At 71.4% G+C, this 25548-nt stretch carries 25 protein-coding genes; 10 read left to right on the top strand and 15 right to left on the bottom strand.

Annotated elements, in window-relative coordinates; translation table 11 throughout:
* The first annotated feature begins 66 nt into the window (after positions 1-66).
* On the top strand, positions 67-999 hold the full coding sequence (locus tag AC1Z4A_RS19510; RefSeq protein ID WP_483683649.1) for an NADP-dependent oxidoreductase: 933 nt from the start codon (positions 67-69) through the stop codon (positions 997-999).
* A 661-nt stretch (positions 1000-1660) separates the two neighbouring features.
* The gene (locus AC1Z4A_RS19505; protein ID WP_483680526.1) at positions 1661-2515 is read left to right on the top strand and encodes a YwqG family protein; all 855 of its coding nucleotides are present in this window, start codon (positions 1661-1663) and stop codon (positions 2513-2515) included.
* 81 nt (positions 2516-2596) lie between these two features.
* On the opposite strand, the gene AC1Z4A_RS19500 is transcribed toward AC1Z4A_RS19505, so the two are convergent.
* Positions 2597-3043: a hypothetical protein gene (locus AC1Z4A_RS19500; protein ID WP_483680524.1), complete on the bottom strand. Its 447-nt coding sequence runs from the start codon at positions 3041-3043 to the stop codon at positions 2597-2599.
* 145 nt (positions 3044-3188) lie between these two features.
* Complete coding sequence (locus AC1Z4A_RS19495; RefSeq protein WP_483680522.1) at positions 3189-3944, bottom strand: dienelactone hydrolase family protein; 756 nt, start codon at positions 3942-3944, stop codon at positions 3189-3191.
* A gap of 391 nt (positions 3945-4335) precedes the next feature.
* Between AC1Z4A_RS19495 and AC1Z4A_RS19490 the strand changes: the two genes are divergently transcribed.
* Positions 4336-4821 (top strand): hypothetical protein, encoded by a 486-nt coding sequence (locus AC1Z4A_RS19490; RefSeq protein ID WP_483680519.1) that lies wholly within the window; start codon positions 4336-4338, stop codon positions 4819-4821.
* 282 nt (positions 4822-5103) lie between these two features.
* Here AC1Z4A_RS19490 and AC1Z4A_RS19485 read toward each other — a convergent pair whose 3' ends face one another.
* The gene (locus tag AC1Z4A_RS19485) at positions 5104-5364 is read right to left on the bottom strand and encodes a DUF397 domain-containing protein (RefSeq protein WP_483680518.1); all 261 of its coding nucleotides are present in this window, start codon (positions 5362-5364) and stop codon (positions 5104-5106) included.
* On the bottom strand, positions 5358-6191 hold the full coding sequence (locus tag AC1Z4A_RS19480) for a helix-turn-helix domain-containing protein (RefSeq protein ID WP_483680516.1): 834 nt from the start codon (positions 6189-6191) through the stop codon (positions 5358-5360). Before AC1Z4A_RS19480 ends, AC1Z4A_RS19485 begins: the two co-directional genes overlap by 7 nt.
* Positions 6192-6311: 120 nt before the next feature.
* Here AC1Z4A_RS19480 and AC1Z4A_RS19475 point away from each other — a divergent pair, with 120 nt between their 5' ends.
* Together AC1Z4A_RS19475 and AC1Z4A_RS19470 are read left to right on the top strand one after the other, a co-directional pair.
* The gene (locus AC1Z4A_RS19475) at positions 6312-6659 is read left to right on the top strand and encodes a hypothetical protein (RefSeq protein ID WP_483680511.1); all 348 of its coding nucleotides are present in this window, start codon (positions 6312-6314) and stop codon (positions 6657-6659) included.
* Positions 6660-7100: 441 nt separating this feature from the next.
* Positions 7101-8006 carry a hypothetical protein gene (locus tag AC1Z4A_RS19470; RefSeq protein ID WP_483680508.1) on the top strand — a complete coding sequence of 302 codons (906 nt, stop codon included), beginning with the start codon at positions 7101-7103 and terminating at the stop codon, positions 8004-8006.
* Here AC1Z4A_RS19470 and AC1Z4A_RS19465 read toward each other — a convergent pair whose 3' ends face one another.
* Positions 8007-8873, bottom strand: a complete 867-nt coding sequence (locus AC1Z4A_RS19465) for an LLM class flavin-dependent oxidoreductase (RefSeq protein WP_483680506.1) — start codon at positions 8871-8873, stop codon at positions 8007-8009.
* A 115-nt stretch (positions 8874-8988) separates the two neighbouring features.
* Between AC1Z4A_RS19465 and AC1Z4A_RS19460 the strand changes: the two genes are divergently transcribed.
* Together AC1Z4A_RS19460 and AC1Z4A_RS19455 are read left to right on the top strand one after the other, a co-directional pair.
* The gene (locus AC1Z4A_RS19460; RefSeq protein ID WP_483680504.1) at positions 8989-9201 is read left to right on the top strand and encodes a ferredoxin; all 213 of its coding nucleotides are present in this window, start codon (positions 8989-8991) and stop codon (positions 9199-9201) included.
* A complete protein-coding gene (locus tag AC1Z4A_RS19455; protein ID WP_483680502.1) occupies positions 9191-10594 on the top strand; it encodes an NAD(P)/FAD-dependent oxidoreductase in 1404 nt (467 codons plus the stop codon). Before AC1Z4A_RS19460 ends, AC1Z4A_RS19455 begins: the two co-directional genes overlap by 11 nt.
* Before the next feature lie 4 nt (positions 10595-10598).
* Here AC1Z4A_RS19455 and pdxR read toward each other — a convergent pair whose 3' ends face one another.
* On the bottom strand, positions 10599-12083 hold the full coding sequence (pdxR, locus tag AC1Z4A_RS19450) for a MocR-like pyridoxine biosynthesis transcription factor PdxR (protein WP_483680501.1): 1485 nt from the start codon (positions 12081-12083) through the stop codon (positions 10599-10601).
* Positions 12084-12130: 47 nt separating this feature from the next.
* Between pdxR and AC1Z4A_RS19445 the strand changes: the two genes are divergently transcribed.
* The 3 genes from AC1Z4A_RS19445 (at position 12131) to AC1Z4A_RS19435 (ending at position 14028) form a co-directional block, all read left to right on the top strand.
* Positions 12131-12628: a carboxymuconolactone decarboxylase family protein gene (locus AC1Z4A_RS19445; protein ID WP_483680500.1), complete on the top strand. Its 498-nt coding sequence runs from the start codon at positions 12131-12133 to the stop codon at positions 12626-12628.
* A 143-nt stretch (positions 12629-12771) separates the two neighbouring features.
* The gene (locus tag AC1Z4A_RS19440) at positions 12772-13155 is read left to right on the top strand and encodes a VOC family protein (RefSeq protein ID WP_483680499.1); all 384 of its coding nucleotides are present in this window, start codon (positions 12772-12774) and stop codon (positions 13153-13155) included.
* A gap of 93 nt (positions 13156-13248) precedes the next feature.
* Positions 13249-14028, top strand: a complete 780-nt coding sequence (locus AC1Z4A_RS19435; protein WP_483680498.1) for an isocitrate lyase/PEP mutase family protein — start codon at positions 13249-13251, stop codon at positions 14026-14028.
* On the opposite strand, the gene AC1Z4A_RS19430 is transcribed toward AC1Z4A_RS19435, so the two are convergent.
* The 9 genes from AC1Z4A_RS19430 to AC1Z4A_RS19390 form a co-directional block, all read right to left on the bottom strand.
* Entirely contained in the window at positions 13952-15094 is a 1143-nt protein-coding gene (locus tag AC1Z4A_RS19430) for a hypothetical protein (RefSeq protein ID WP_483680497.1), read from the bottom strand. The two genes, AC1Z4A_RS19435 and AC1Z4A_RS19430, sit on opposite strands and share 77 nt — an antisense overlap.
* A gap of 85 nt (positions 15095-15179) precedes the next feature.
* The gene (locus AC1Z4A_RS19425; RefSeq protein ID WP_483680496.1) at positions 15180-16157 is read right to left on the bottom strand and encodes an ABC transporter substrate-binding protein; all 978 of its coding nucleotides are present in this window, start codon (positions 16155-16157) and stop codon (positions 15180-15182) included.
* 1 nt (position 16158) lies between these two features.
* Positions 16159-18192 (bottom strand): ABC transporter permease, encoded by a 2034-nt coding sequence (locus AC1Z4A_RS19420; protein ID WP_483680495.1) that lies wholly within the window; start codon positions 18190-18192, stop codon positions 16159-16161.
* Positions 18189-19292: a quaternary amine ABC transporter ATP-binding protein gene (locus tag AC1Z4A_RS19415; protein ID WP_483680494.1), complete on the bottom strand. Its 1104-nt coding sequence runs from the start codon at positions 19290-19292 to the stop codon at positions 18189-18191. The genes AC1Z4A_RS19420 and AC1Z4A_RS19415 overlap by 4 nt, the downstream gene beginning before the upstream one ends.
* 2 nt (positions 19293-19294) lie before the next feature.
* Positions 19295-20830 carry a GMC family oxidoreductase gene (locus tag AC1Z4A_RS19410; protein WP_483680492.1) on the bottom strand — a complete coding sequence of 512 codons (1536 nt, stop codon included), beginning with the start codon at positions 20828-20830 and terminating at the stop codon, positions 19295-19297.
* Positions 20831-20902: 72 nt separating this feature from the next.
* Positions 20903-22411 (bottom strand): aldehyde dehydrogenase family protein, encoded by a 1509-nt coding sequence (locus AC1Z4A_RS19405; RefSeq protein WP_483680490.1) that lies wholly within the window; start codon positions 22409-22411, stop codon positions 20903-20905.
* Positions 22412-22568: 157 nt separating this feature from the next.
* Positions 22569-23360 (bottom strand): DcrB/PsbP domain-containing protein, encoded by a 792-nt coding sequence (locus AC1Z4A_RS19400; RefSeq protein ID WP_483680487.1) that lies wholly within the window; start codon positions 23358-23360, stop codon positions 22569-22571.
* Positions 23361-23403: 43 nt separating this feature from the next.
* Positions 23404-23931 (bottom strand): hypothetical protein, encoded by a 528-nt coding sequence (locus AC1Z4A_RS19395; protein WP_483680485.1) that lies wholly within the window; start codon positions 23929-23931, stop codon positions 23404-23406.
* Positions 23928-25373, bottom strand: a complete 1446-nt coding sequence (locus tag AC1Z4A_RS19390) for a hypothetical protein (RefSeq protein ID WP_483680483.1) — start codon at positions 25371-25373, stop codon at positions 23928-23930. Before AC1Z4A_RS19390 ends, AC1Z4A_RS19395 begins: the two co-directional genes overlap by 4 nt.
* Between the last annotated feature and the right edge of the window lie 175 nt (positions 25374-25548).

Below are 25548 nucleotides of genomic sequence, written 5' to 3'. Positions count from 1 at the left end.
ACATCCTGGCCTTCGGGCCACTGTTTGCGCAGGTCGGAGTCGAAGGAAGCTGAGGTCATGACGAAGATGAAGGCGATCAGCCAGAACACGTACGGCGGCCCGGAAGTCCTGCACGAGGTCGAGATCGACCGCCCGGAGCCCGGCCCCTCCGAGGTGCTCGTCCGGGTCCGCGCGGCGGGCATGAACCCGACCGACTGGAAGCACCGCCGCTTCAGCGGCCTGGTCGGCCGGCTGCCGATGGTGCTCGGCTGGGACGTCTCCGGCGTCGTCGAGGCCGTGGGTCTCGGGGTGACGATCCACAAGGTGGGCGACGAGGTCTTCGGCATGCTCCCGTACCCGCACGGGGTGGGCACGTTCGCCGAGTACGTGGTGGCCCCGGCCCGGGCACTGACCCGCAAGCCGGAGAACGTCGACCACGTGCAGGCGGGCGCCGTCCCCCTGGCCGCTCTGACGGCCTGGCAGGCCCTCGTGGACGCCGCGGACATCCAGAGCGGCCAGCGCGTCCTGATCCACGCCGCGGCGGGCGGAGTGGGCCACTTCGCGGTGCAGATCGCCAAGGAGCGGGGCGCGTACGTGATCGGCACGGCGAGCGCCCCGAAGCACGAGCTGCTGCGCGAGCTGGGCGCGGACGAGCTGGTGGACTACCGGAACCAGGACTTCACGCAGCTCGAGCCGGTGGACGTGGTCCTCGACGCGCTGGGCGGCGAGACGGCCGCCCGTTCCCTGGACGTCCTCAAGCCGGGCGGTCAGCTGGTCTCGATCGCCCTGACGTCTCTCCCGGACGACATCACGGCCCGGGCCGAAGCCAAGGGCCTGCGGGTCCTCCCAGTGCTGGTGGAGGCAGACCAGGAGGGCATGCGCACGATCGCGGACCTCATCCGGACGGGCAAGCTCCGCCCGGTCGTCGAGGCGACGTTCCCCCTGTCCGAGGCCGCGAAGGGCCACGAGCTGGGCGACACGGGGCGGGTCACCGGGAAGGTTGTTCTCACGGTTCCGTAGTGGACGGAATCGGGGGCGGGGGTGGGGTGGTGGCGGTACTGTGGAACCACGCCCAGCTCGCCCGGCTACATGCCGGGTGGTGCGGCTGGGCCGGTCTGCCGGATGGTTTGTCCGGGCATCCGGCGGGTCTGTCGAGTCCCGGGCAGCTTGAAGCCCACCACCGGGCCTACGGTGGCGGGCCTCCTAGAAGGATCTCGTGATTCCCGCGCTGGAAGGCGGGATCAACGGCGGTGCCTCACCTCCAGCCACAGGCGGGCAACCGTCACGATGAATCCGGCAACGGTCATCGTGCGGCGACCCCACTTGCGGACTCGAGACCGGATGAGGGACCAATCCTTCTTTTTGCGATGGCGCACGCGCGCGCCTTTCCCCAGGTGGGCGGTAACCCACTGGCGACAGGCCCTCCGGTTGGAGGACCCGGCCGTGGGCGCGGCCGACCCTGGACAACCGGGGCGGTCGCGCCCCAGTCGGATCCCCCGGCATGGAGGACGGCTGACAGCAGCGGGGAGCCCCGGAAATCAGGCGCTTGAGTGCGTCGAGGGCGACTCTAGCCACCCTTTGCCCCAACTCGCGCTGATTTGCGGAAAGTTGGGCGCAGCCCTGGAAGCCGTGATAGGGCACTCGGCATGGATTGTCAGTGGTGCCGTGCATCATCATCGGCATGACAGCACAGACTGCCCCTGACGCCCTGCACACCTTTGCCCGTGAGCACCTGCCCGCCGACGTGGCCGAGCGGTGGATCGGGCTGCTGCGGCCCGCAGCCCTCCTGGAGAGGGCCACGGGCGCGGCCTCGGAGGCGGTCGTCGGCCGGCTCGGCGGTCTGCCGGAGCTGCCGGACAACGAGGAGTGGCCAGTCTGGGAGGGCCACGGCCCGCTCTCCTTCATCGCCTCCGTCGACCTCGCCGCGATCCCCTCCGGCGAGCTGGGCATCCCGCTTCCGGAGGACGGCACGCTCGCCTTCTTCTACTTCGACGGCCAGATCGACGACGGGGACGCATTCGTCACGCCCGACGATCCCGACAGCTGGGCGGGAGCGCGCGTGGTCTACGTCCCCGGCGGGGTCGCCGTCAGGAAGCGTGCCGTGCCGGAGGGCCTGGACGCGTACGACGAAGTCCCGCTCGCCGTACGCGTGCAGGCGACCGCCACCGACATCGGGCACCCGATCCTCCGCGAAGCGTTCGCCTCGGACTCCGATCAGGCGGTGTTCTCCGATGAGTTCACGGACGCCTTCTACGATCTCGTCCACGCGGGACACCGAATCGGCGGCCACGCCGACCCCGTCCAGGGCCCGGTCGAGGACGAGGTCGCCCACGGCGTGCTCGGCAAGGACCTGCGCTGGGACGATCCCCGCATCGAGGATGAGGCGCGCGAGTGGACGCTGCTTGCGCAGTTCGACTCCGACGGCGATGCCGACATGATGTGGGGCGACTGCGGTGCGCTCTACTGGCTGATACGCCCGGCGGACCTCGCGGCCGGGCGCTTCGACCGGGCGATGTTCACCTGGCAGTGCAGCTGAGACACGGCGATGGGGTGACCGGACGCCGCTCGCCGGTCACCCCACCCTTTGCTCTTCCTCGTGCTACTCCGCCTGCTCCGCCTACTCCGCTTCGATCGGGCGGATGAATTCCAGAGTCCACGTCTCCTGGAACTCCGGCTTCGGCGGCACGATTTCGATCTGCGCCCCGCGGTGCGGCGCACGCCAGGCCAGGCCCTTGTCCGACAGGATCTTGACCCCACCGATGACCTGCTCGAACGTGAACTTCGCCCATTCCTCGCGCGGGGTGTTGTTGACCCAGAGCTTGTCCTCGGCGAGGACGAAGCCCGCCCGCTCCTCGTAGGCGAGGTGGATCACGTACGGCGACCCGGGTACGGGCTCGGCGGGAGCGATGGCCCACTCCTGCTCGTACGGGACGGGGTACGGGCGGTCGACGATGACGGGCGCGCCGTACTTGACGGCGTGCTCCGTGGCCGTCACCAGCATGCCCGGTCCGATGAGGTGGGCGTGGATCTTGTAGATGCCGGGCTTTACCGGGATGGGAGGCATGTGCGGGACTTCCTCTCTCTCGGTCCGCCGGCGGCGGATCCGCCGCCGGTCAACGTGTCCCACCATCACGGGTACGCCCGGAGCCGACCAGGGCGAGATGCCGCCAAGTCGACTTCGGCCGGGACTGCTCGGTCACAGTTGCGAATCAGGCGACTCGGCCGAGGTGCCGGGCGAAGAAGCGGACCGCGCTGTCCGCCTCGAACCTCGGCGTCTCCTTGTGCCTGCCCGTATTGACGTGCAGCGTCTTCTCCTTCGAGGCGAAGGCATCGAACAACGCAAGACCGGATTCCCGCGGGATGTGCTCGTCGTCCCACTGGAGCACGAACTCGATCGGGATCGTGATCTGCTTCGCCGTCTCGGCCAGGGTGTCGGGCCAGTGGAGGCCGAAGACCGCGGCCGCGATCCTGGGATCCACCGCCGCCAGCCGCACGCCGATCGCAGTGCCCATGTTCAGGCCGAAGTAGCCGACCGGGCCTTCGGTGCCGATCTCCGGGAGTTCCTGGAGCGCATCCAGGGTTGCCTGCCACTCCGGCACGGCGCGCTCGGCCAGGTAGTCGTTGTAACGGACGACGATCGGGCCTTCCGGCTCGCCCGCCGCGCGTGCCGCAAACATCGCGGCTATCTCTTGCTCGTCGTAGGCCGTGCTCGGCCGGTCGCCGTGACTGGGTGCGTCGATGCAGGCGACGTGGAAGCCGGCGTCGGTCACGAGTTGGCGGGCACGGCCCACCATCCCCGGCCACCTCTTGTGGGTGCCGCCGCCGTGGCCCATCAGCACCAGGGGTGCGCGGTCGGTGGCAGTTGCGGTTGCGGGCGACCAGAGTACGCCGGGGATCTCACCCACGGTGAAGTCGCGTTCAGTGACACCGTTCGACGAGGTTTCAGAAGTGAAGTAAGTAGACATAGTCGTTGCCCTTCGGGAGTGCCTTGTTGCTGAGGCGCTCCCGGCGACAACTACGTCTATCGCCCGACCGTGACGATGAGGGGGAGCACCCACACAGATACAGCGTTCATCGGGGTCTCACCTCCTCGGGCGGTGTCTCGGTCGTCCCGAACGCTAGCAGGCGGATGCCGTCCCGCCCTGCCTATTTTTTCCTGCGGATCAGCTGTCATCCCGCAGTACCTCGACGCCCGCGGGCTGCCCCAACCCCTGTGGTGGCGGCCAAGGCAAATGGCCTTCGAACCTCAAGGTCCCTGACGAAGTCGCTCATTGGTGTTCGTTGGCCCCGTCCGTGCCCCTGGGGAGGCGCGGCCTCCCTAGACTGGGCGATCGCGACGGAAGGAAATGATCACAAATGCGACCCGTACGCTTCCAGGAGTTCGCCGTCAAGGCCCTCGCTCAGGCTCCGGGCATCCGCACGGTCGAGCCGTGGGAAGAGGGAACGAAGAGACCATGCGGCTTGAAGATCGAGTTCACCACCGGCGCACAGATCTGGACCGCGATCACCTACGCTGCGGCCCCCGGTGAGAAGATCTCTGAGGAGGAGCCTCCGCCGGTCGAAGGTGAGCCGTCGGCTGAGGTGACGTTCCCCGAGCTTCTCCAGGGCGGCAAGATCCCGGTGAAGACGGCGGAGCTGTACCTGGCCGCGGCCCTGGCGAACTCGGGCCATCGGGAGATCGCCGAGACCTACGGCTACTCGCACCGTGGCACGCCGAGCATGCACCCCGGGTTTGGTGTGAACTTCCACAGCGGGGCGCGGATCTTCTGCGTGTTCCAGTACGCGCTGCGCTCCGGCCAGCAGCCTGGCGGGGCGGCCTACGACCTCCCCGAGGCGGTCTAGCGGTCGATCTCCCGTGGACCGCATCATCGGGGCCGCAGTGTGTGGTGCCCGATGGGAGGTCTGCATGCGAGGCCAGCGATTCGACCCGATGCAGTGTCACGGAACCTGCCCGGAGTGTCAGCAGTGGGTGGGTGCAGAGCCGGGGGAACAGGTGGCGTACCACCAGAAGCCCGACGACAGTCGAGAGACATGCCCAGGGAGTGGACAGGCAGCACAGTAAGTGCGTTGTGGAGCCCCGCATCTGAGTGGCGCGGGGCTCTTTTGCCTCGCCATGTTCGCTCCTTAGCCGCGTTTCAGAGCCGTTACAAAGGTGGACCAGGCGGCGGCCGGGAAGTGCAGGGCCGGGCCGGTGGGGTTCTTGCTGTCTCGGACGGGGACGGTGCCGGTGCCGATGCCGATGCCGATGGGTATGTTGTCGGCTATCTCGACACATTCTGCGCCTGTATCGCTGTATGTTGACTTGCGCCAGACGGCAGCTACCTCGACGCAATCCTCCTGTCCCGCGCTGTACGTTGACTTGCGCCAAGTGGCCTTGCTCAGCATGTGTCGAACTCCTCGATTGCCTTTTCAATCCATCTGCTGGACGCCACCGTCGAGAGCGCCGCAGCGTGTGCACGGTGGTAACGATGGGAGTGCCGGGCAACCGCTTTGCGATCTCTCACCAAGGCGGTCAAGGAGGCGCCTCCCTCCAGGTAAACCACATTCGGGGCATTGTCGAACGACAAGAGAGTCACGGATTCGCCCATAGCCGCGTGGCAGCCAACCGAGAACGGCAGAACCTGCACCTCGATGTTGGGAGCCTGGACACACTCCAGCAGGCTTGCGAGTTGTTCACGCATAGCTGATGGACCGCCTACAGGGCGGCGAAGTACGGCTTCGTCGAGGACGGACCAGTACAGCGGCGCCGAGGGGCCCTCAAGAAGGCTCCTGCGAGCAAGTCGTGCCGCTACCTTCTCTTCAATTTCGTCAGCGCTGCACCACGGCAGGGCCTCACGAATGACCTCCCGGGCATACGCCTCGGTCTGCAACAGACCCGGCACGTGGTGCGCAAGGTATTTGTGCACGGCAGTCGCCTTGGCCTCGTACTCCTTGTACTTACGGAACGCGTCCGTGGGCGGGAACCGCTCAGCATGGTCCCGCAGATCGTTGAGGTCCCCGTCCGCCCCGAGGAGTTCGTCGAGTCGCTTCGAGATGGCCTCGGTGGGCGTCTCATTGCCCAGTTCGTACTGGGCGATCCTGCTGTGAGCCACCGGAACCATGGCGCCCAACTCGCGTTGCGTCAAACCCGCCCGCTCGCGCAGCTTGCGCAACTTCGCCCCGTACAGGGCCGCCAGAGACACCGATGGGTCAAGTTCCTTGGGTGCGGGCACCGCTACCACCCGTTTTCGCGTTGCCGTGCCGAAAATCGTTACCCCTGGTGAGCGTAGCCCCACGCCCCGATGCTGGGAACCGAAACCGGAGCGGACAACCCACGACCGAGGTACTCACCCATGCCCCATGACTTCGACTCCATCCGCCAGACCGCCGCCCGCATGGCGCGCGAGCTGCATGACGCGCTGCGTGCGCACGGACATGCCGTGCAGGTCGTACCGGAACCGGCGTCCCACGGGAAGGCGTACGTGACCTTCCTCTGTCCCCTCCGCGAGGTCGAGGCCCGCCTCATCACCGACGCCCTGGCCGCCTACCCCGGGGCCAGGCCCCACGATCACGGCGCGCCCTGCGAGGAGTGCCGCGCGATCAAGCGCAAGCGGGCCAAGGCCCTCCGCGACGGCGACACCGTCTCCGCCGTCGAACTGACCTCCAGCATGGGCGTCCATCTGCGGCAGGCACACCCCTGAACCGCATCTTCATGGGTGAAATCTGCCGCGAACTCCCCCTTCTTCTGCGCCCTTCGGCAGACCATCACCACCATGACCCGATGCCAAATGTGCGGCAGTCCCATGTGGTGGGACACGACGCCCCACTCCCCCATCTGGTACTGCTCCGTCTGCAACCATCCGCCGGAGCGGAAAACCAACACCGCCGCCATTCCGAAGCCCTGCCCCGCCGGGTGCGCCAGCCCCATCACCGACACCCTGCGCGACGGCACCCGGCGGCACATCTGCCATTAATCGCACGGGCGTTGGAAGTGTGAAGCATCCTCCACAAACCCTGTCCGTGCAGTAGCGTGCCCGGCATCGGGTTGCCTCGTGCCATATACGGGGCGACCCCCGGCGCTGGCTGCAACCGGCGACGGGGGTCTACACCCGAGAACCCAGGCTCTCGAAAGGTTCTCAGCGATGCTCCGGCATGCTATCGCCCCCGCGCGCTCGTTCACCCAAATCCCGAACGAGATCCTCCTCCACCCCCACCTCTCCGCCACCGCCAAGGCCCTCCTCTCCTACGTGCTCGCCCTCCCGCCCGGCGTCAACCTCTCGCTCTCCCAGGCCGCCGAGCGCCTCGGGATCAAGAAGTCCGCCTTCCAGCTCGCCAAGAAGGAGCTGAAGGCGGCGGGTTACCTCCGCGAGTGGCGTCACCAGACCGAGGGCGGCCGCTGGGCCACCACCCAGCTCGTCTCGAACGTCCCGCTCACCCCCGAAGAGGCCGCCGCCGTACGCGACGGACGCGAAGCCGCCTCCGTGCCGCCGACCGCCCCCGTTCCGGCCGTCGGTGCCCCGACCCCTCCGGCCGTCGGCCGTTCCCCAGAAAACACTGAGGGGAACACTCCCCAACCTCCCCACCATCCGCTCGCCGAGCGCGGTGCGCTCGCGCTGACCACCGTCACCCGGGGCGAGCGGCGCCTGCGCCTGAACAAGCAGGCCGTACGCACCCTCGCCCCGCTCGCCGCCGAGTGGCTGGCCCGGGGCGCGACCTTCGGTGAGCTGCGCGACGCGCTGACCTCCGGGCTCCCGGAGACCGTCCACTCACCCACCGGGCTCCTCCGCAACCGCCTCCTGCGCAAGATGCCGGACCCCGCACCCGAGCCCGTCCCTGCTCCCCCGCCCCTGCAAGCCTGTGCAGGCGGCTGCGGGCGCGTGATCCGGCCCGTCGCGGGCGAGACCCGCTGCCGTGACTGCCGCCTCCAGGCCGCCGAAGCCGCCGCGCTCGACAACGTCTCCGGCGCCGTCGCGGCCACCCGGCGCGGCATGGCCGCCATTCGCGAAGCGCTGGGCAGCGGGCCTCGTGACCGGCCGATCCGGGCCTAGTTACAGACCCAGCGCATCGGCGAGGCGGTCGATCTGGTCGGCGTCCGAGGAGTAGCAGTAGAGCATGACCTCGTCGGCTCCGATGCCGGTGAATCCCTCGACCGCCTCGCGTATCGCGTGCGGAGTGGTGAGGAGGCCGTTCGCCATGTATGCGGGGCGGCCCGTGAAGGCGTAGTAGTCGCTGATGTTGCGCCGGGCCTGCTCGACGGTGGGCTCCGGGCCCAGTGCCACGTTCGCCTGGGCGACAAGCCGGGGGCGGCCGGGACGGTCGTACTTCTGCCAGGCCCTCTCGACGTCGCGGAACAGCCCGTCCATGTGCTGCGGCGGCAGCGCGGCGCCGAGGAACCCGTCGCCGAACCGGGCGACCCGCTCAAGAGCTGCCGGGGCGAAGCCGCCGAACAGCACCTCGGGGCCGCCGGGCGTCGCCGGTGCGGGGCCGACGGGGCCGACTCCCTCGCCGTACGGCTCACCGGACCACGTCCGGCGCAGCGCGGCCATCTGCTCGTCGAGGCGGCGGCCGCGGCTGCGCATGTCGATGCCTGCTGCCAGGCAGTCGTCCTCGCGGCCGCCGATGCCGACGCCGAGCGTGAAGCGGCCGCCCGACATGCGGTCGAGCGTGGCGGTCTGCTTGGCGAGTATCGCGGTGTTGTGGTGGGGCGCGATGAGCACTTCGGTCTGGACGCGGATGCGGGACGTGGCGCCCGCGAGAGTCGCGAGGGTGACGAGGGGCTCGGGGTTGTCGTAGACGAGCCGGTCGAGCAGGCCGAGGGTGCTGAACGGGCCGGCGTCCGCGCGCCGGGCCCAGGTGTGGCCGACCGTACCCCGGGCCTGCGTTTCCGTGCAAGGTCTTTTCCCTGCGGTCGTCACTCCGCGTCATCCCCCTCCCGGCCCAGCCCCGCCCGCGCCCGCCCCGAATGGGGAGTAGGACGGAAGTGACCGACGCGGCGCGGAGCGCGAAGCGAAGAGCGAGGAGCGGAGCCGGATGCGGATCGTCGTCGATCTCAATCGCTGTCAGGGCTACGCCCAGTGCGTGTTCCTCGCCCCGCGGGTGTTCGCGCTGCACGGCGAGGAGGCCCTGCTGTACTCGCCCGCCGTGCCCGACGGGCAGGCCGAGCGGGTGCAGCGGGCCGCGGCGGCCTGCCCGGTGCAGGCCATCATGGTCGGCGAAGAGGCGGGCAGCGGCCGTGTCGCGTGAACGCGACCGCGAGCGTGAACGCGACCGTGAGCGTGAGCTGCTCGAAGCGCGGATCGTCATCGTCGGCGCCTCCCTCGCGGGGCTGCGCGCGGCCGAGGCGCTGCGCGCGGAGGGGTTCACCGGGCCGCTGACCCTGATCGGGGAGGAGCCCCACGCCCCGTACGACCGGCCGCCGTTGTCCAAGCAGGTGCTGCTGGGGCGGGCGCGGGCCGAGGAGTGCGGGCTGCCGCAGCGCCGGAAGGTGGACGCGACGTGGCGGCTCGGCGTGCGCGCCGCGGGGGTCGACCCGGACCGCAAGCAGGTGCTGCTCGCCGACGGCGAGCACGTGCCCTTCGACCGGCTGCTCATCGCCACCGGCACCCGGGCCCGGCCCTGGCCGATGCCGGACGAGGCCAGGCTGGACGGCGTGCTGACCGTGCGCACCCGCGACGACGCCGCCGAACTGGCCCAGCGGCTGGACGCCGGGCCGCGGCGGGTGCTGGTGATCGGCGCCGGGTTCACCGGCTCGGAGATCGCCTCCGCCTGCCGGGAGCGCGGCCTCGACGTGACCGTCGCCGAGCGCGGGCCCGCGCCCCTCGTCGGCGCGCTCGGCGCGAAGCTGGGCGCCTTCGCCGCGCTGCTCCAGCGCGAGCACGGGGTGGACCTGCGGTGCGGGGTGACGGTCACGGGCCTCACCAGCAGCAACGGGCGGCTCACCGGGGCCGAGTTCTCCGACGGCAGCCGGATCGAGGCGGACGTGGCCGTGGTCGCCCTCGGCGCGATGCGCAACACCGAGTGGCTTGCCGACTCGGGGCTCGCCGCGGGGCCGCGCGGCGTGGCCTGCGACGCGGGGTGCCGGGCGTTCAACATGTACGGGATCGTCACGGACGACGTCTTCGTCGCCGGGGACGTCGCCCGCTTCCCGCACCCGCTCTTCGAGTACCAGATGCTCTCGCTCGAGCACTGGGGCAATGCGGTCGCGCAGGCGGAGGTCGCGGCCCACAACATGATCAGCCCGGGGCCGCGTAGGCGCCCGCACCTGGCGGTTCCGGCGTTCTGGTCCAGCCAGTTCGGGCTGAACATCAAGTCCGTCGGGGTGCCGACCTTCTCCGATCAAGTCGTCCTCGCGCAGGGGTCCGTGGAGGAGCGCAGGCTCGTCGTGGTCTACGGCTACCGGGGGCGGATCACCGCCGCGGTCAGCGTGAACCGGGCCAAGTGGCTGGACCACTACCAGCGGCTGATCGAGACGGCCGCGCCGTTTCCCCCCGTGCCCGGCGCCGCCGACCGGCCGGAGACCGCCGAGCCGGTGCCCTCCGACGTGCCGGACCCGAAAGTGCTCTCGCACGGCCCGACCGTGGCGCTCACCGGCCATTTGCCCGACCGGCGCCTGACCCTGGTGCGGCCGGGCGGCTAGGCCGTCACTCCGCGGGCCCCGGCAGCACGCTGAGCAGGGCCTCCAGCGCGCCGGAGAAGCCGTGCTCGGGCGGGGTGCCGTAGGCGACGAGCACGCCGTCGCCGGGGCCCGGGTCCGAGGCCGGGAGGCCGGGGTGGCGGAAGCGGCCCAGGCCGTCCAGGGCCAGGCCCCGCCAGGCCGCGGCCTGCACGGTGGCACGCTCTGTGCCCGGCGGGAGTTCGAGGACGGCGTGCAGGCCTGCCGCAATGCCGGTGACGCGGATGTGCGGGGCGTGCTCGGCGAGCGCGGCCACGAGCCGGTCGCGGCGGCGCCGGTAGCGCAGGCGCATGGCGCGGACGTGCCGGTCGTAGGCGCCGGACTCCATGAACTCCGCGAGCGCGAGCTGTTCCATGACGCCCACGCCCCATTCCCCCACGGACCTGACCTCCAGCACGTCGCCGACGAGGTGCTCGGGGACGACGAGCCAGGCCAGGCGGAGCCCGGGGGCCAGGGCCTTGCTGGCGGTGCCGCAGTAGACGACCTGTTCGGGGGCGAGGCCCTGGAGCGCGCCGACGGGCTGGCGGTCGTAGCGGAACTCGCCGTCGTAGTCGTCCTCCAGGATCAGGCCGCCCGTGTGCGAGGCCCAGTCGACGGCGGCGGCGCGCCGGTCGGGGTGCAGGGGGACGCCGGTGGGGAACTGGTGGGCGGGGGTGAGGAGCATCGCGCCCATGTCCTGCGGGGGATCCTGGCTCAAGTGGTCCGTGTGCACGCCTTTCTGATCCAGCCTCAGAGGTATGGTGCGCAGTCCGGCCCGGTCCGTGATCTCGCGGTGGGCCCACAGCCCGTACGACTCCGTGCCGATCGCCTCCACGCCGCGGCGCCGCAGCACCCGTCCCATGACCGCCAGGCCCTGGGTGAACCCGGCGCAGACCACGATCCGGTCCGGGTCCAGGCGCACCCCGCGGGTGCGCGCCAGGTAGCCGGCGAGGGCCGCCCGCAGCTCCGGGCGGCCGCGGCCGTCGCCGTACCCGAAGGCCTCGTGCGGGGCGGCGGCCAGGGCGCGGCGGGTGGCGGAGAGCCAGGCGGCGCGGGGGAAGGCGGACACGTCGCAGGGGCCGGCGCGCAGGTCGTGCACGGGGCGCGGCGGCACGCGGGGCGGGACGGAGCGGCGCGCGACCGGCTCGCGGGGCGGGGCGGGGCGCTGGGCGACGCGGGTGCCGGAGCCCTGCCGGGCGGTGAGCCAGCCCTCGGCGACCAGCTCGCCGTACGCCTCGGCGACGGTGTTGCGGGCCAGGCCGAGGTCCTTGGCGAGGGTGCGGGAGGAGGGCAGGCGGGTGCCGGGGGCCAGGCGGCCCGAGCGCACGGCCTCGCGCAGGGCGCGGGTGAGGGCGGCACGCACGCCGCGGGCGGCCGCCTCACCGGTGCCGGCGGTCCCGGCACCAGCCCCGGCACCCGTCCCCGGGAGGTCCAGGTGCAGATCCACGCCCGAAATGGCCCACGAAACATCCATGGCAATGGACCATACTCCTGGGCTATCCGGGTCGTACCGTCGTTGTCATGACGAACACGACTGCAAACGAAGCAACGCACGGACACGGACACGGACACGGCCCCCGGATGCGGTTCCACCAGGTCGCACCCGAGGTCTACAAGGCCATGTACGCCCTCGAGAAGGCCTCCCGGCAGGGCCTGGACCCGACGCTCATCGAGCTGGTCAAGATCCGTGCCTCCCAGCTCAACCACTGTGCCTTCTGCCTCGACATGCACGTCAAGGACGCGCGCAAGGCGGGCGAGCGGGAGGAGCGCATCTACCTGCTCAACGCCTGGGAGGAGGCCGCGGGCTACTACACCGAGAAGGAGCAGGCGGCCCTCGCTCTCACCGAGGCCGTCACCGTCCTCACCGACGGCTTCGTCCCGGACGAGGTCTACGACCGCGCCGCCCGGCACTTCCCCGAGCAGGAGCTGGCCCAGCTCATCGCGCTGATCGTCACCATCAACTCCTGGAACCGGATCGGCGTGACCACGCGGCTCGCGCCCGGTGCGTACGAGGCCTGAGGTCTTAGGGCCAAGGCATGAGCCGCCTGAGCCTCGCGGTTCCCACCGGACCGTACCTATGATCGAAATGCGGCACCGCGCGTCGGTCACCGGCCGGGTGAGGCGTGGAGGTGTCCGTGAGATTGCCTTCGGAGGCATCCACCTTGTCTGTCGAACTGAACCACACCATCATCGCTTCCAAGAACAAGCGGGAGTCGGCGGAGTTCCTCGCCCACATCCTGGGCCTGGAAGTCGGGGACGAGTGGGGCCCGTTCATTCCGGTCTCCACCGCCAACGGCGTGACTCTCGACTTCGCGGAGGTTCCGTCCGGATCGCCGGTCGCCCCGCAGCACTACGCCTTCCTCATCTCCGAGGAGGAGTTCGACGCGTCGTTCGCGCGGATCAAGGAAGCCGGGCTCACGTACTGGGCCGACCCGCACCAGAAGCAGCCGATGCAGATCAACCACAACGACGGCGGCCGGGGCGTGTACTTCCCGGACCCGTCCGGGCACGGCATGGAGCTGATCACCCGCCCGTACGGCGGCTGATCCCGGCCCAAGCCGATCCGGCCCAAGTGGCCCGCGGCATCGGGCGGCGAATGGACCACGCCGCCGGGCCGCCACGGGCCTACCGTCGTCGGCATGACGACGACGAACGACAGTGCGGGGACGACCGCCGCGACCGCCACGGCTGCAGCGGCCGCCTTCCGCGCACTTCACCACGACCGGGCTCCCGGCTCTCCCCTCGTCCTTCCCGGACCCTGGGACGCCGCCAGCGCCCGTGTCTTCGCAAGTGCGGGCTTCCGGGCCCTGGCGACGCCGAGTGCGGGGGTCTCGGCGTCGCTGGGGTACGCGGACGGCGCCGCGCCGCCGGAGGAGATGTTCGCGGCGGTCGCCCGGATCGTGCGCGCGGTGAGCGCGGACGGCGTGCCCGTCACGGCCGACCTGGAGGACGGGTACGGGCTCGCGCCGGGCGAACTGGTGGAGCGGACGCTGGAGACGGGGGCCGTCGGCTGCAACCTGGAGGACACCGAGCGCGGCTCCGAACGGCTCAAGGACCCGCAGGAGCAGGCGGATTGGCTGGCGGAGGTACGGGCCGCGGCAGGTGACCGGCTGGTCCTCAACGCCCGTGTCGACACCTTCCTGAAGGGCGTCGGGGACGTCTCCGCCGCGATCGATCGCGGGCGGCTGTACGCGGCCGCGGGTGCCGACTGCGTCTATCCGATCCTCGCCCCGGCCGAACTGCTCGCGCCGATCGCCGAGGCCGTCGGGCTGCCGGTCAACGCCATGGCCAAGCCCGGCGGCCCTTCGCCGCGCGAGCTGGGCGCGCTGGGTGCGGCGCGGGTCACGTTCGGGGGCGGTCTGCACCGGCAGGCGATGGCAGCGGTGGAGGAGGCGGCGGCCCGTCTGCTGGCCTCCTGACGCCGCCCAGGGCCCCCAGGACCCGGGCCATGTGCTCGTCGGCCGCCGCGATCAGCACCCGCTTGTCGCCGTCACGGCACTCCGCCACCAGGAAGTGGGGCACCAGCTCCGGTCCGGGGTCCGAGCGGTAGGGCGGGCGGACGCGCTCCACGACCAGCGTGTCCGGCACGACCTTGCGGGCGATGCGGCCCGTGGGATCGGGGGTCGACACCAGCAGGCCGGGACCGGCGACGAGGACGTTGAAGCCCTCCACGCTGTACGGGACGTCACCGATGACCATGCCGGTGAGGATCTCCTCCCCGTCGGGGACGACCGGGGTGATCCCGACCGTGTCGGTCTTCTCCCGGCGGTCTCGGAGGGTGTTCCCGACGAGCACGGTGGCGGCGACGACCACGATGGGCACGGCGCCGACGGCCGTGTACTCCAGCGCGTCCGCCGTGGTCTCCTGCGAGTAGGCGCCCAGGCCCCCGGCGCACGCGACGGCCGCTGCCGCGAAGCACGGCACGGCGACCTGCCAGGGCGAGCGCCGCTGCGACCTGGCCGACCGGCGTGCCAGCCAGTACGCCGACCAGAAGAAGGGCAGGGGGAAGGGCGCCAGCACCATGCCGATGACGGCGGGCAGTTGGAAGTCGTTCGTGGGAGCCGCCTGTGTGTACTGCCGCCCGCCCTGGAATTCGACGAAGCGGATCTCGCCCCGCCAGCTCCAGGCGGTCACGGGATCGCCGGGCCTGACGACGTCCACGACCGGATGCTGCCCCTTCATCTCGATGATGCGGCGGTTTCCGTCGCGGTCCGTGAAGCGCAGCGAGAAGCGGGGCGTCTTGTGCTGGGTGTCGCGGACGACCTTGACCACGGTGACCGGCTCCGGCCGGAAGCAGTCGCCGGCCGCCGGGCAGACGGGCGTCGCCAGGAAGTCGCGCTCCTCGGCGTGCTCGGCGGGGACGACGACGAGGAGCAGGATGCCCGCGGCTACCGCGGCGACGAGGCCGAGGACCGCGTAGACGGCGGCCGACCGGCGGTCCTTGCGTGATGCTGATGCGCGCGGTATGCGCGCCTTGGTGGACATGGCGTCATTGTGCGCCTGTGGTGCCCGGGGACCGGCGGCAGGGGAAGGGACGCCGGTCCCCGGGAATCCGGAACGGGCTGCGGAATCAGCCCGTCCATGCCTTCCACTTCTCCGGGTGCCGCTGCACCCACCGCTTCGCCGCCTCCTCCGGCGACAGCTTGTCCTCCGCGATCATCTGCGCGACCTCGTTCTGATCCGCCTTCGTCCAGCGGAAGTTCTCCAGCAGCCGCGCGGCCTTCCCGCCCTTCCGCTTGAAGTCCGTGTTCAGGTATTTCTTCAGCGGCGTCGTCGGATAAGCGCAGTTGACCGTCGACGGATCCTTCGTCCCCTTCTCCGCACACGCGTCCGTGTACTCGGGGAGCTTCACCTCGACCATCGGCACCTCGTTGAACAGCCACTGCGGCTCGTACCAGTACGTCAGGAACGGACGCTTCTCCTTCGCGAACTGCTTGATCTGCGTGATCTGCGCCGCCTCGGAGCCCGCGAAGACGACCTGGTAGTCGAGCTTCAGGTTGTTCACCAGCGCCTTGTCGTTGGTGACGTACGACGGCGAGCCGTCGAGCAGCTGGCCCTTGCCGCCGCTCTCCGGGGTGCGCAGCTGGGAGGCGTACTTGTTGAGGTTCTTCCAGTCCAGGACGTCCGGATGGGCGTCGGCGAAGTACTTGGGCACCCACCAGCCGATGTGGCCGGTGACCCCGAGTTCGCCGCCGTCGGAGACCGTCTTCTTGTCCTCGACGTACCGCTTCTCCTGGTCCGGGTGGCCCCAGTCCTCCAGGATCGCGTCCACGCGGCCCTGGCTGAGGGCGTCCCAGGCCGGGACCTCGTCCACCTGCACGGTGTCCACGCGGTAGCCCAGCTCGTGCTCCAGCAGGTACTGCGCCACCGCCGCATTCGCACGGGCGCCCACCCACGACTGCACGGACAGCGTGACGGTCTTCGCGCCCGCCGCATTGGCGTACGGGGACGACTGCTTGGTCATGTCGGCCGCGCCGCAGCCCGTGGCGGTCGCCGCCAGCACGGCCGCGGTTGCTGCGGCCGTGGCCGGAATCGCCTTGCGCTTCATCTCAGTTCGCCTCCTTCGCATGCGCATCGGCCGCCTTCGTCGGTTGCGTCACCCTGTCGAGCATCAGGCCCAGGCAGGCGATCGCCGTACCGGCCACCAGGCCCACGGCCAGGTTTCCCTGCGCCAGTCCGAAGACGACCTCGTAGCCGAGGGCGCCACCGCCGACCAGCGCGCCGATGATGACGACGGACAGCACCAGCACCACCGCCTGGTTCACGGCCAGCAGCAACTGCGGCCTCGCCAGCGGGAACTGCACCTGCCGCAGCTGCTGCCCGCCCGTCGCGCCCAGCGACCGCGCGGACTCCAGCGCCGCCGGGTCCACCTGGCACAGGCCCTGGCCGACGATGCGGACCACGGCCGGCAGCGCGTACACGATCGCCGCGGCGGCGGCCGGGGCGCGGCCGACGCCGAAGAGGGCCACGACCGGGATCAGGTACACGAACTGCGGCATCGTCTGGCAGACGTCCAGCACGGGGCGGAGCAGCCGCTCCACCCGCTCGCTGCGCGCCACGACGACCGCGACCGCGAAGCCCAGCACCAGCGTGACGGCGACCGCCGCCAGCACCTGGGAGAGGGTGTCCATGGCCGGGTCCCAGCGGCCCAGCACGCCGATCGCCGCGAGCGACAGGACCGCGGTCAGGGCCGAGCGCCAGGTGCCGATCAGCCAGGCCGGGACGGCCACGAGCAGCAGAGCCGCCCACCAGGGGAGGGACTGCAGGCCGTCGCGGAGCGGGTCGAGGACCCAGCCGGTGTAGTGGGCGGCCCAGGCGGCGGTGCCGCCGATTCCGGGGAGACCGTTGTAGAGGTGGTCCACCAGCCAGTCCTTGGCGTGGTTGACCGGGGTGGCGATTTCCACTGTCCAGTGGGTGGGCCAGGACTGTGCGCCTGCGAGGCGGGCTGCTACGGCTATGGCGGCCGTTGCAGCCGCGGTTGCCGCCCACGTGGTGACCGTTCGGGTGCGGGTCCGTGTTCGGTTGTGCCCACCCGTTCCGCCCTGCGGAACGACTGCCCACAACCGGGCGGCGGAGCCGATCCCCGACGTCATGCGATCCAGCACAATCGCCAGCAACACAATGGGAATTCCCGCGGCCAGGGCGCTGCCCACGTCGACCGTCGACAGGGCCTGGTAGACGCGGTCGCCCAGGCCGTCGGCGCCGATGACCGACGCGATGACGGCCATCGACAGGGCCATCATGATCGTCTGGTTGACGCCCAGCAGCAGCTCGCGCCGCGCCAGCGGCAGCCGGGCCGTGCGCAGCCGCTGCCAGCCCGTCGCGCCCAGCGAGTCGACCGCCTCCAGCACGCCCTTGTCCGCGCCCCGCAGGCCCAGCGCCGTGAGCCGGGCCATCGGCGGGGCCGCGTACACGACCGTCGCCAGCACCGCGGGCGCCACGCCGATCCCGAAGACCAGGACCACCGGGAGCAGGTAGGCGAAGGCGGGCATCGCCTGCATGGTGTCGAGCACGGGCCGCAGCGCCCGGTACATGCGCTCCGACAGCCCGCCCGCGAGGCCGAGCAGCGCGCCGACCACGATCGAGGCCGCCACGGCGACCACCATCAGGGCCAGCGTGCGCATCGTCGGCACCCACATGCCCAGCAGCCCGCACACGGCGAAGGACACGAGCGCGGTCACCGCCGCCCGCACCCCCGCCAGGCGCCAGGCCAGCAGCGACGCACCCGCCGTGACCCCGGCCCAGCCGAGGGCGAGCAGCACGACGTACACGCCGCGCACGGAGGCGATGACGGCGTTGCTGATGTGCCCGAAGAAGTACAGGAACAGCCAGTGGCTGTCGCGGTTGTCGACGATCCAGTCGTTGGCCTTGTGCAGCGGGTCGTCCAGGGCCACGGTGAGCCCGGACGGCCAGCTGCCGCTCCCCCAGCGGGCGGCGGCGAACGGCACGAGCGCGGCCGCGAGGACCGCGAGCAGCAGCAGCTTGCGGACGGCCGGGCGCCGCCACGCGGCCCGGAGGGCGGTGGCCGGCGGCGGGGCGGCCGCGGTCACCGCCGGTCGCCCCGTCGTCGTGGTCGTGCTCATGCGGCGGCCTTCTCCAAGCTGTTCCGTCCCCGGTCCAGGCCGGCGACCACCCCCAGCAGGCTGCTGGAGTCGACGACGCCGAGGCAGCGCCCGGCGTCCACGACGCGGGCCGAGGTGCCCGTGCGGGCCACGGCCTCGATGGCGTCGGCCACGGTCGTGGCGGGGGTGAGGGCCGGGCCGGTCGTGGCCTCGTCCGCGTCCCGGACGGGCCGCATGGCGCGGCGCACGGTCAGCACCTGCTCGCGCGGGACGTCGCGGACGAAGTCGCGCACGTAGTCGTCGGCCGGGGAGCCGACGATCTCCTCGGGGGTGCCGCACTGCACGACCCGGCCGCCGCGCATCAGCGCGATGCGGTCGCCGACGCGCAGCGCCTCGCTCAGGTCGTGGGTGATGAAGACCATCGTGCGGCCCTCGTCGCGGTGCAGCCGCACGACCTCTTCCTGCATGTCGCGCCGGATGAGCGGGTCGAGCGCGCTGAACGGCTCGTCGAACAGCAGCACTTCGGGGTCGGCGGCCAGCGCCCGCGCCAGGCCGACGCGCTGCTGCTGGCCACCGGAGAGCTGAGCGGGCCGACGCTCCTCCATGCCCGCGAGGCCGACCTTCGTCACCATCTCGGCGGCCCTGGCGCGGCGTTCGGCCCGGCCCATGCCCTGGATCTCCAGGCCGTAGGCGACGTTGTCGAGGACCGTGCGGTGCGGGAGCAGGCCGAAGTGCTGGAAGACCATGGCGGCGCGGTGCCTGCGCAGCTCGCGCAGGGCGCCCTTGTCCATGCCGCACACGTCCTCGCCGTCGATGGCGATGGTGCCGCTGGTGGGCTCGATGAGCCGGGTCAGGCAGCGGACGAGCGTGGACTTGCCGGAGCCGGAGAGGCCCATGACCACGAAGCACTCGCCGGGGCGGACGTCGAAGGAGACGTCGCGCACGGCCACGGTGCAGCCGGTGCGCTCGCGCAGCTCCTCGGCGGACAGGCCGGCCAGCTCACCGCCCGGCACGCGCCCGGCCTTGGGGCCGAAGACCTTCCACAGGTTGCGGACGGAGAAGACGGGAGCGGTGGTGGCTGTATCGACAGCAGTATCGACAGCCGTATCAACAGTGGGCATCTTTATGCCTCACCCCCTTGTGTCGCGGCCTCGACCAGCAGTTCGGCACACTTCTCGCCCACCATCAGCACGCCGATCATCGGGTTGACGGCCGTCATCGTCGGGAAGACGGAGGCGTCCGCGATGCGGATGCCGTCCAGGCCGCGGATGCGCAACTGCGGGTCCACCACGGCCAGTTCGTCGCCCGTCGCCGCACCCATCCGGCAGGTGCCCGCCGGGTGGTAGACGGTGTGGGCGACCTTGCGCGCGTACTCGCTCAGCTCCTCGTCGCCGGTGATCTCCGGGCCGGGGCAGACCTCGCGCTTGAGCCAGCCCGCCAGGGGCTCGGTCTTCGCGATCTCGCGGGCGAGGCGGATGCCGTCGACGAGCGTACGGGCGTCGTAGTCCTCCTCGTCCGTGAAGTAGCGGAAGTCCAGGGCGGGCTTGACCGACGGGTCGGCGCTGGTCAGGTAGAGCCGGCCGCGGCTGCGCGGCTTGGGGATGTTCGGGGTCATCGACACGCCGTGCTCGGGCTTCTCGTAGCCCAGGCGCTCGGGGTTGTCGGTGAAGGGGATCTGGTAGAAGTGGAACATCAGGTCGGGCCCGTCCGACTCCGGGTCGCGGCGGACGAAGAGGCCCGCGTCGGAGTCCATCGCCGAGTTCTCCGGGATCGGCCCGTCCGTCTCCCACACGATGACCGACTCGGGGTGGTCGAGCAGGTTCTCGCCGACGCCCGGCAGGTCGTGGACCGCGGGGATGCCGAGGGCCTCCAGGTCCGCCCTGGGGCCGATGCCCGAGTGCAGCAGCAGCCGCGGGGTGTCGACGGCGCCCGCGCAGACGAGCACCTCGCGCCGGGCCTCGACGAGGACCTCCTCGCCGTCCTTGGTGCGGACGTGCACACCGGTCGCCCGGGTGCCCGCCAGCTCCAGCCGGTACGCCCAGGTCTCCAGCATGATGTGGAGGTTGGGGCGGTCGAGGAAGGGGTGGAGGTAGGCCACCGAGGCGCTGGAGCGCTTGTTGTTCTCGGGGTGGTAGGCGAGGTCGAAGAAGCCGGCGCCCTCGTGGAAGGGCTTGTTGTTGAAGCCCTCGACGCGCGGCACGTCGGCGGCCTTCTGCGCCGCCTCGACGAAGTCCCGCGCGATGGCGTTCCGGTCCTTCTCGTCCACCGGCACGATGTTGTTGCGCAGCCGGGCGAAGTACGGGTCCATGGACGCCGCGTCCCAGCCCTCGGCACCGGCGGCCGCCCACTCGTCCCAGTCGCCGGGCAGCGGCTTGAAGGATATGAGGGTGTTGTGCGAGGAGCAGCCGCCCAGGACGCGGGCGCGGCTGTGCCGGATGCGGGAGTTGCCGCGCGGCTGCTCGGTGGTCGGGTAGTCGTAGTCCAGGTCGCCGCCGAGCAGGCCGAGCCAGCGGCGCAGGGTGAGGACGTCCTCGCGGTCGACGTCGGAGGGGCCGCCCTCGATGACGGCGACGGTGACGCCGGGGTCCTCGGTGAGGCGGGAGGCGATGACGGAGCCGGCGGTGCCGCCGCCGACGACGACGTAGTCGTAGAGAGGCATGTTGGGGGTGAACTCCTTCTGCGACGAACCTACTTCGCGTCGCGATGCGTACGGGCGGGCGGTGTCCGTGTCTCAGCCAGCGAACCAGCGCACGGGCGCGGGGGCCAGGTTCTGGTAGACGTGCTTGGCTTCGCGGTACTCGGCGAGGCCCGAGGGGCCCAGCTCCCGGCCGATGCCGGACTTGCCGAATCCGCCCCACTCCGCCTGCGGCAGGTACGGGTGGAAGTCGTTGATCCACACCGTGCCGTGGCGCAGCCGCCCGGCGACCCGGCGCGCACGGCCCGCGTCCTTCGTCCAGACCGCGCCGGCCAGCCCGTACTCGGTGTCGTTGGCCAGGGCGACGGCCTCGTCCTCGGTGTGGAAGGTCTCGACGGTGAGGATCGGGCCGAAGGTCTCCTCGCGGACGACCGTCATGTCGCCGTGGCAGAGGTCCAGGACGGTCGGCGCGTAGAAGTAGCCGTTCTCCGGGCGGACTTCGCTGGGCTCGGGACGCCTGCCGCCGCAGCGCAGGGCCGCGCCCTCGGCGAGCGCGGAGGCGACGTACGCCTCGGTCCTGGCGAGCTGTGCGGCGGAGACGAGGGGGCCGCACTCGACGCCCTTCTCGGTGCCGCGGCCGAGCCTGATCCGGTCGGCTCGGCGGGCGAGTTCGGCGACGAAGCGGTCGCGGACCGACTCCTCGATGATGAGCCGGGAGCCCGCCGAGCAGACCTGGCCGCTGTGGATGAAGGCGGCGTTGAGGGCCTGGTCGACGGCGGTGTCGAAGTCGGCCTCGGTCTCGCAGGCGTCGGCGAAGACGACGTTGGGGTTCTTGCCGCCGAGTTCGAGAGCCACCTTCTTGACGGTGGGGGCGGCGGCCCGCATCACCTTGGTGCCGCTGGCGAGGCCGCCGGTGAAGGAGACGAGGTCCACGTGCGGGTGCTCGGCGAGGCGGGCGCCGACGGGGTCCCCGGCGCCGGTCACGAGGTTGGCGACACCGTCCGGCAGCCCGGCCTCGGCCAGCAGCCGCACCAGGTGCACGGTCGACAGCGGGGTGACCTCGCTGGGCTTGACGACGAAGGTGTTGCCCGCGGCCAGAGCCGGGGCGATCTTCCAGCTCGCCTGCAGCAGCGGGTAGTTCCAGGGCGTGATGAGCGCGCACACGCCGACCGGCTCGTGCACGACCACGCTGTGGACGTCCGCCGAGCCCGCGTCGACGACGCGGCCGGGGCCCTCGGCCACGACGAGGTCGGCGAAGTAACGGAACGCGTCGCGCACGCAGTCGACGTCGATCCGGCCCTCTTCGAGAGTCTTGCCGGTGTCGCGGCTCTCGGTCAGCGCGAGTTCCTCGCGGTCGCGCTCGAGCAGCCCGGCGACGCGCCGCAGCAGCGCGGCCCGCTCGGCGACGGGCGTGCGCGGCCAGGCACCCGCGCCCCCGGCGAAGGCGCGGCGGGCGGCGGCGACGGCAGCGTCGGTGTCGTCCGCGCCGCCCTCCGCCACGACTGCGAGGAGCGTGGCGTCGGCGGGGTCGAGTACCTCCCGCTGGGCGCCGGACGCGGCGGCGCGCCACACTCCGTCGACGTGGATGGTCTCGACTGACGACATCACTCTCTGCCTCTGCCTTCCGGTTCTTCAGCGGTCCGGGTCCCGTCACCGGGCGGCCGGCGGGCGGCCGGACCGGCAACGGGACGCTGCTAACCAGAAGGCGGAAACCTATGCCTCTCTTTTCACAAAGAGTGACACGGGTCACTCAGAGTCGCGGCTAACTGCAGGAGGAGACGTTCGGGCAGAAGGACCCCAGCAGCTGCCGCTGCACGGCATAGATGTGCTGCCAGTCGCTGTCGGGCCCGCCGACCAGCAGGGCGTACTGCTTGCCGTCGGGCGCGGTGTAGGCGCGGACGACGACGCGCCGGGTGGTGGAGTCGGGCAGCGTGTAGGTGTACTCCAGCTCGGCCGGGTTCCCCGGCCCGGTGGCGTTGATCAGCCGGGTCTTCCGGTAGTCCTTGTACTGGGAGACGTACGACTCGATCTCCTGGACGGACTGGTACGGGGTCGCGGCCGGCGGGGTCAGCACCCAGACCTGGACGAGACTGCGGCGGTCCGGCGACTGGTAGAAGACGCTGCCGCGGTCCGTGCTGCGCTGCCAGCCCGTGGGGACGTCCAGGACGTAGCCCTCGGGATCCACGGTGTGGAGGAACCCGGGGGCGGCCGGGCTCGGTGTGCTCAGTGTGCTCGGCGTGCTCTGCGTGCCCGTGCCCGGCTCATAGGTGAAGGGGGGCATCTCCGTCGGGTACGGCTCGGGGGTCGCCGAGGCGGTCAGGCCGGGCGACAGGGGAACGTGGGGGTTGTCGTCACCGCCGCCGTCGTCGCGTACGAACGCCCAGATGCCGGTGCCGAAGCCACCCGCGAGGACCGCGCCGAGGAGAATCCCGGCGAGGATGCGGCCGCGGGGCGGCCGGCCGGGGTCCATGCCGGGCGCAATGGTGACGTCGGGTTCGTGTCCGTCGGGCGGGGAGTCGACCCACTTCTGCAGGTCCGCGTCCCAGTAGTTCATGCGCGTAGCCGCCTAACGCTCGTACTCGCACTCACGCTCATGCTCACGTCAGTAAGGCGCTGATCGCCTGGACGACCGCGACGGCCGAGGCCAGCCCTCCGGCGACCGTCGCCCCGCCGGTCAGCAGGTCGCGCAGCCGCCGCAGCCGGCCGGGCCGGGTGCGGCCGCCCTGCTGCTGGGCGTCCTCTTCGAGGCCGGCCAGCTCGGCGTCGAGTTCGTCGAGCCGGTCGCCTTCGGTGCGGGCGAAGCCGGGCAGCTCGCGGCGGAGTTGGCGGGCGTGGGCGAGCAGTTCGGGGGTGATGGAGAGCAGCTGATGCGAGGCGTCGACGGCCTCGGCGTCGTCGCCCTGGGCGAGGGCACCGCCGGACATGGCCCCGACGGCGATGCCGCCGTCGGCGGGCGGCGCGGGCACGGGCACGCTCGCGCCGTTGGCCGCGGGACGCCCGACACGCTCGGACCGGTCGGCGGCCTTGGCGCCGCGCCCCTGCGCGACGGCACCACCGCTCAACTCCCCGATGGAAATCCCCCCACCGGCCTTGTTTTTGTCGTCGCTGTTCTTGTCGTCGTTCATCGTCCCGAACTCCCCGTTGCGCTCTTGGCCTCGGCGCCCTGCCCCTGGGCCACGGCGCCGCCGCTCATCGAACCGATGTAGATGCCGCCCTCGCTGATCTGCACGATCTGCTGCTCGAACCGGTCGGTCTCGAAGCCCTGGGAGTAGAGGGCGTCCCGTACTCCGCTGGCGATCCGGTCCTGGACCGTCTTGACGTAGCGGCTGATGTCCATCTCCTGGAACAGCGAGACCTCCGGCGTGCCGGCCATCTCGCGCACGGAGTCGGCCGGGCCGTCCGGCAGGGCGCGCCAGGGGTCGGCGAGCCAGGTGCGGAAGCCGGAGACGGCGGCGCGGACGGCGGAGACCATCGAGGCGAAGCCGGCGGCGGGGGCGCTGAGCAGGGCCCGTACGCCGTCGCGCAGGAAGTCGTCCTCGCCGCGGGCGGCGATCACGTCGACGGCGCGGAACTCCGGCCGGATGGGCGTCAGGACGTGCGGCACGACCTCCAGGACCAGCATCCCGCCCTGGGTGTGCACCCTGACCAGCACGGACACCACGACCTGCTCGTCCCAGGCACCGACGCGCACGCGCAGGAAGTAACGGCGCGCCTCACCGCCCTCGTTGACGGACTCGGCCAGGTGCCACCGGACGGTGGGGTTGTCGTACGCCACCATGGGCCGCTGCGGCCCGACGGGCAGATAGACGAACTCCTCGATCTCGAGGTCCTTCAGCCGGTCCCGGCTGGTCGCGGCGGCCGCCTCGCGCAGGGCTTCCAGCCGGGGCCGGATCAGCTCCACGACCGTACGCCCGGTGAAGGGCGCGGCGGGCTTGCCGGTGTCGTTGGCGTCCTTGCGCTGCTTCAGCTCCAGGGCGAAGGACCACGGCTCGTAGGGCCGTCCCATGCCGATGAACGGCCGGGAGGGGTCGTAGATGGTCAGCCCGGCGTACTGCTCACGGTCGATGGCCTGCGCGACCTTGCGATGGCGGGTGGAGACGGGAACGGCCCGCGGCAGCTGCCCGAAGGCCTCCCGGCTCAGCTCCTGCCGCATGATCCCGGCAACGCGGGCCCGGTGCAGCCACACGGGCGCGGCGAGGAAGAGCGGGAAGATGATCCCGACCCAGTTGTCCGCGCCCTGGAACAGCGCGGCGAGGACGAACAGCCAGTAGGCGACGGTCAGCAGGGGCGGCCCGATGGGCAGCAGCTTCTTGAGGGCGCCACTGCCCTTGAGGGCCTGTCGGAGGGTGCGCCGGTCGACGAGGTACACGGAGGACCCGCGCCCGGTGGAGGCCTGGGCGGTCCAGTGGAGGAGGCACACCACGGCATAGGCGGTGGACCAGATGGGCACCGCGAGCCCCTCGGGCGTGGTGGAGGCGTCGACACCGATGAAGAGCCCCCACAGGAGGAGCAACAGCAGCGCGGTAGTGGTGTCCTGCGCCCGCGCGCGCAACGCATGCGTGAGCACGGGCACGGCATCCACACCGAGCGAAGGCGCAACGGGCCGCTCGGCGTGCTCGACCAGCTCTTCGATGACGCGCCGGCGGAATTCGATGTCGAGGTAGGCCCCCGCGCAGAGTAACCGGGTTGCTTCTGTGGGGGTGGTGGCGTGTGGTGGTGCTGGGGATGCCCCCGCTGCCCCC

The organism is Streptomyces sp. 17_S59 (assembly GCF_056930295.1).
Note: the sequence above shows the minus strand (reverse complement) of the source record. Positions and strands in the feature narration are given on the sequence as shown.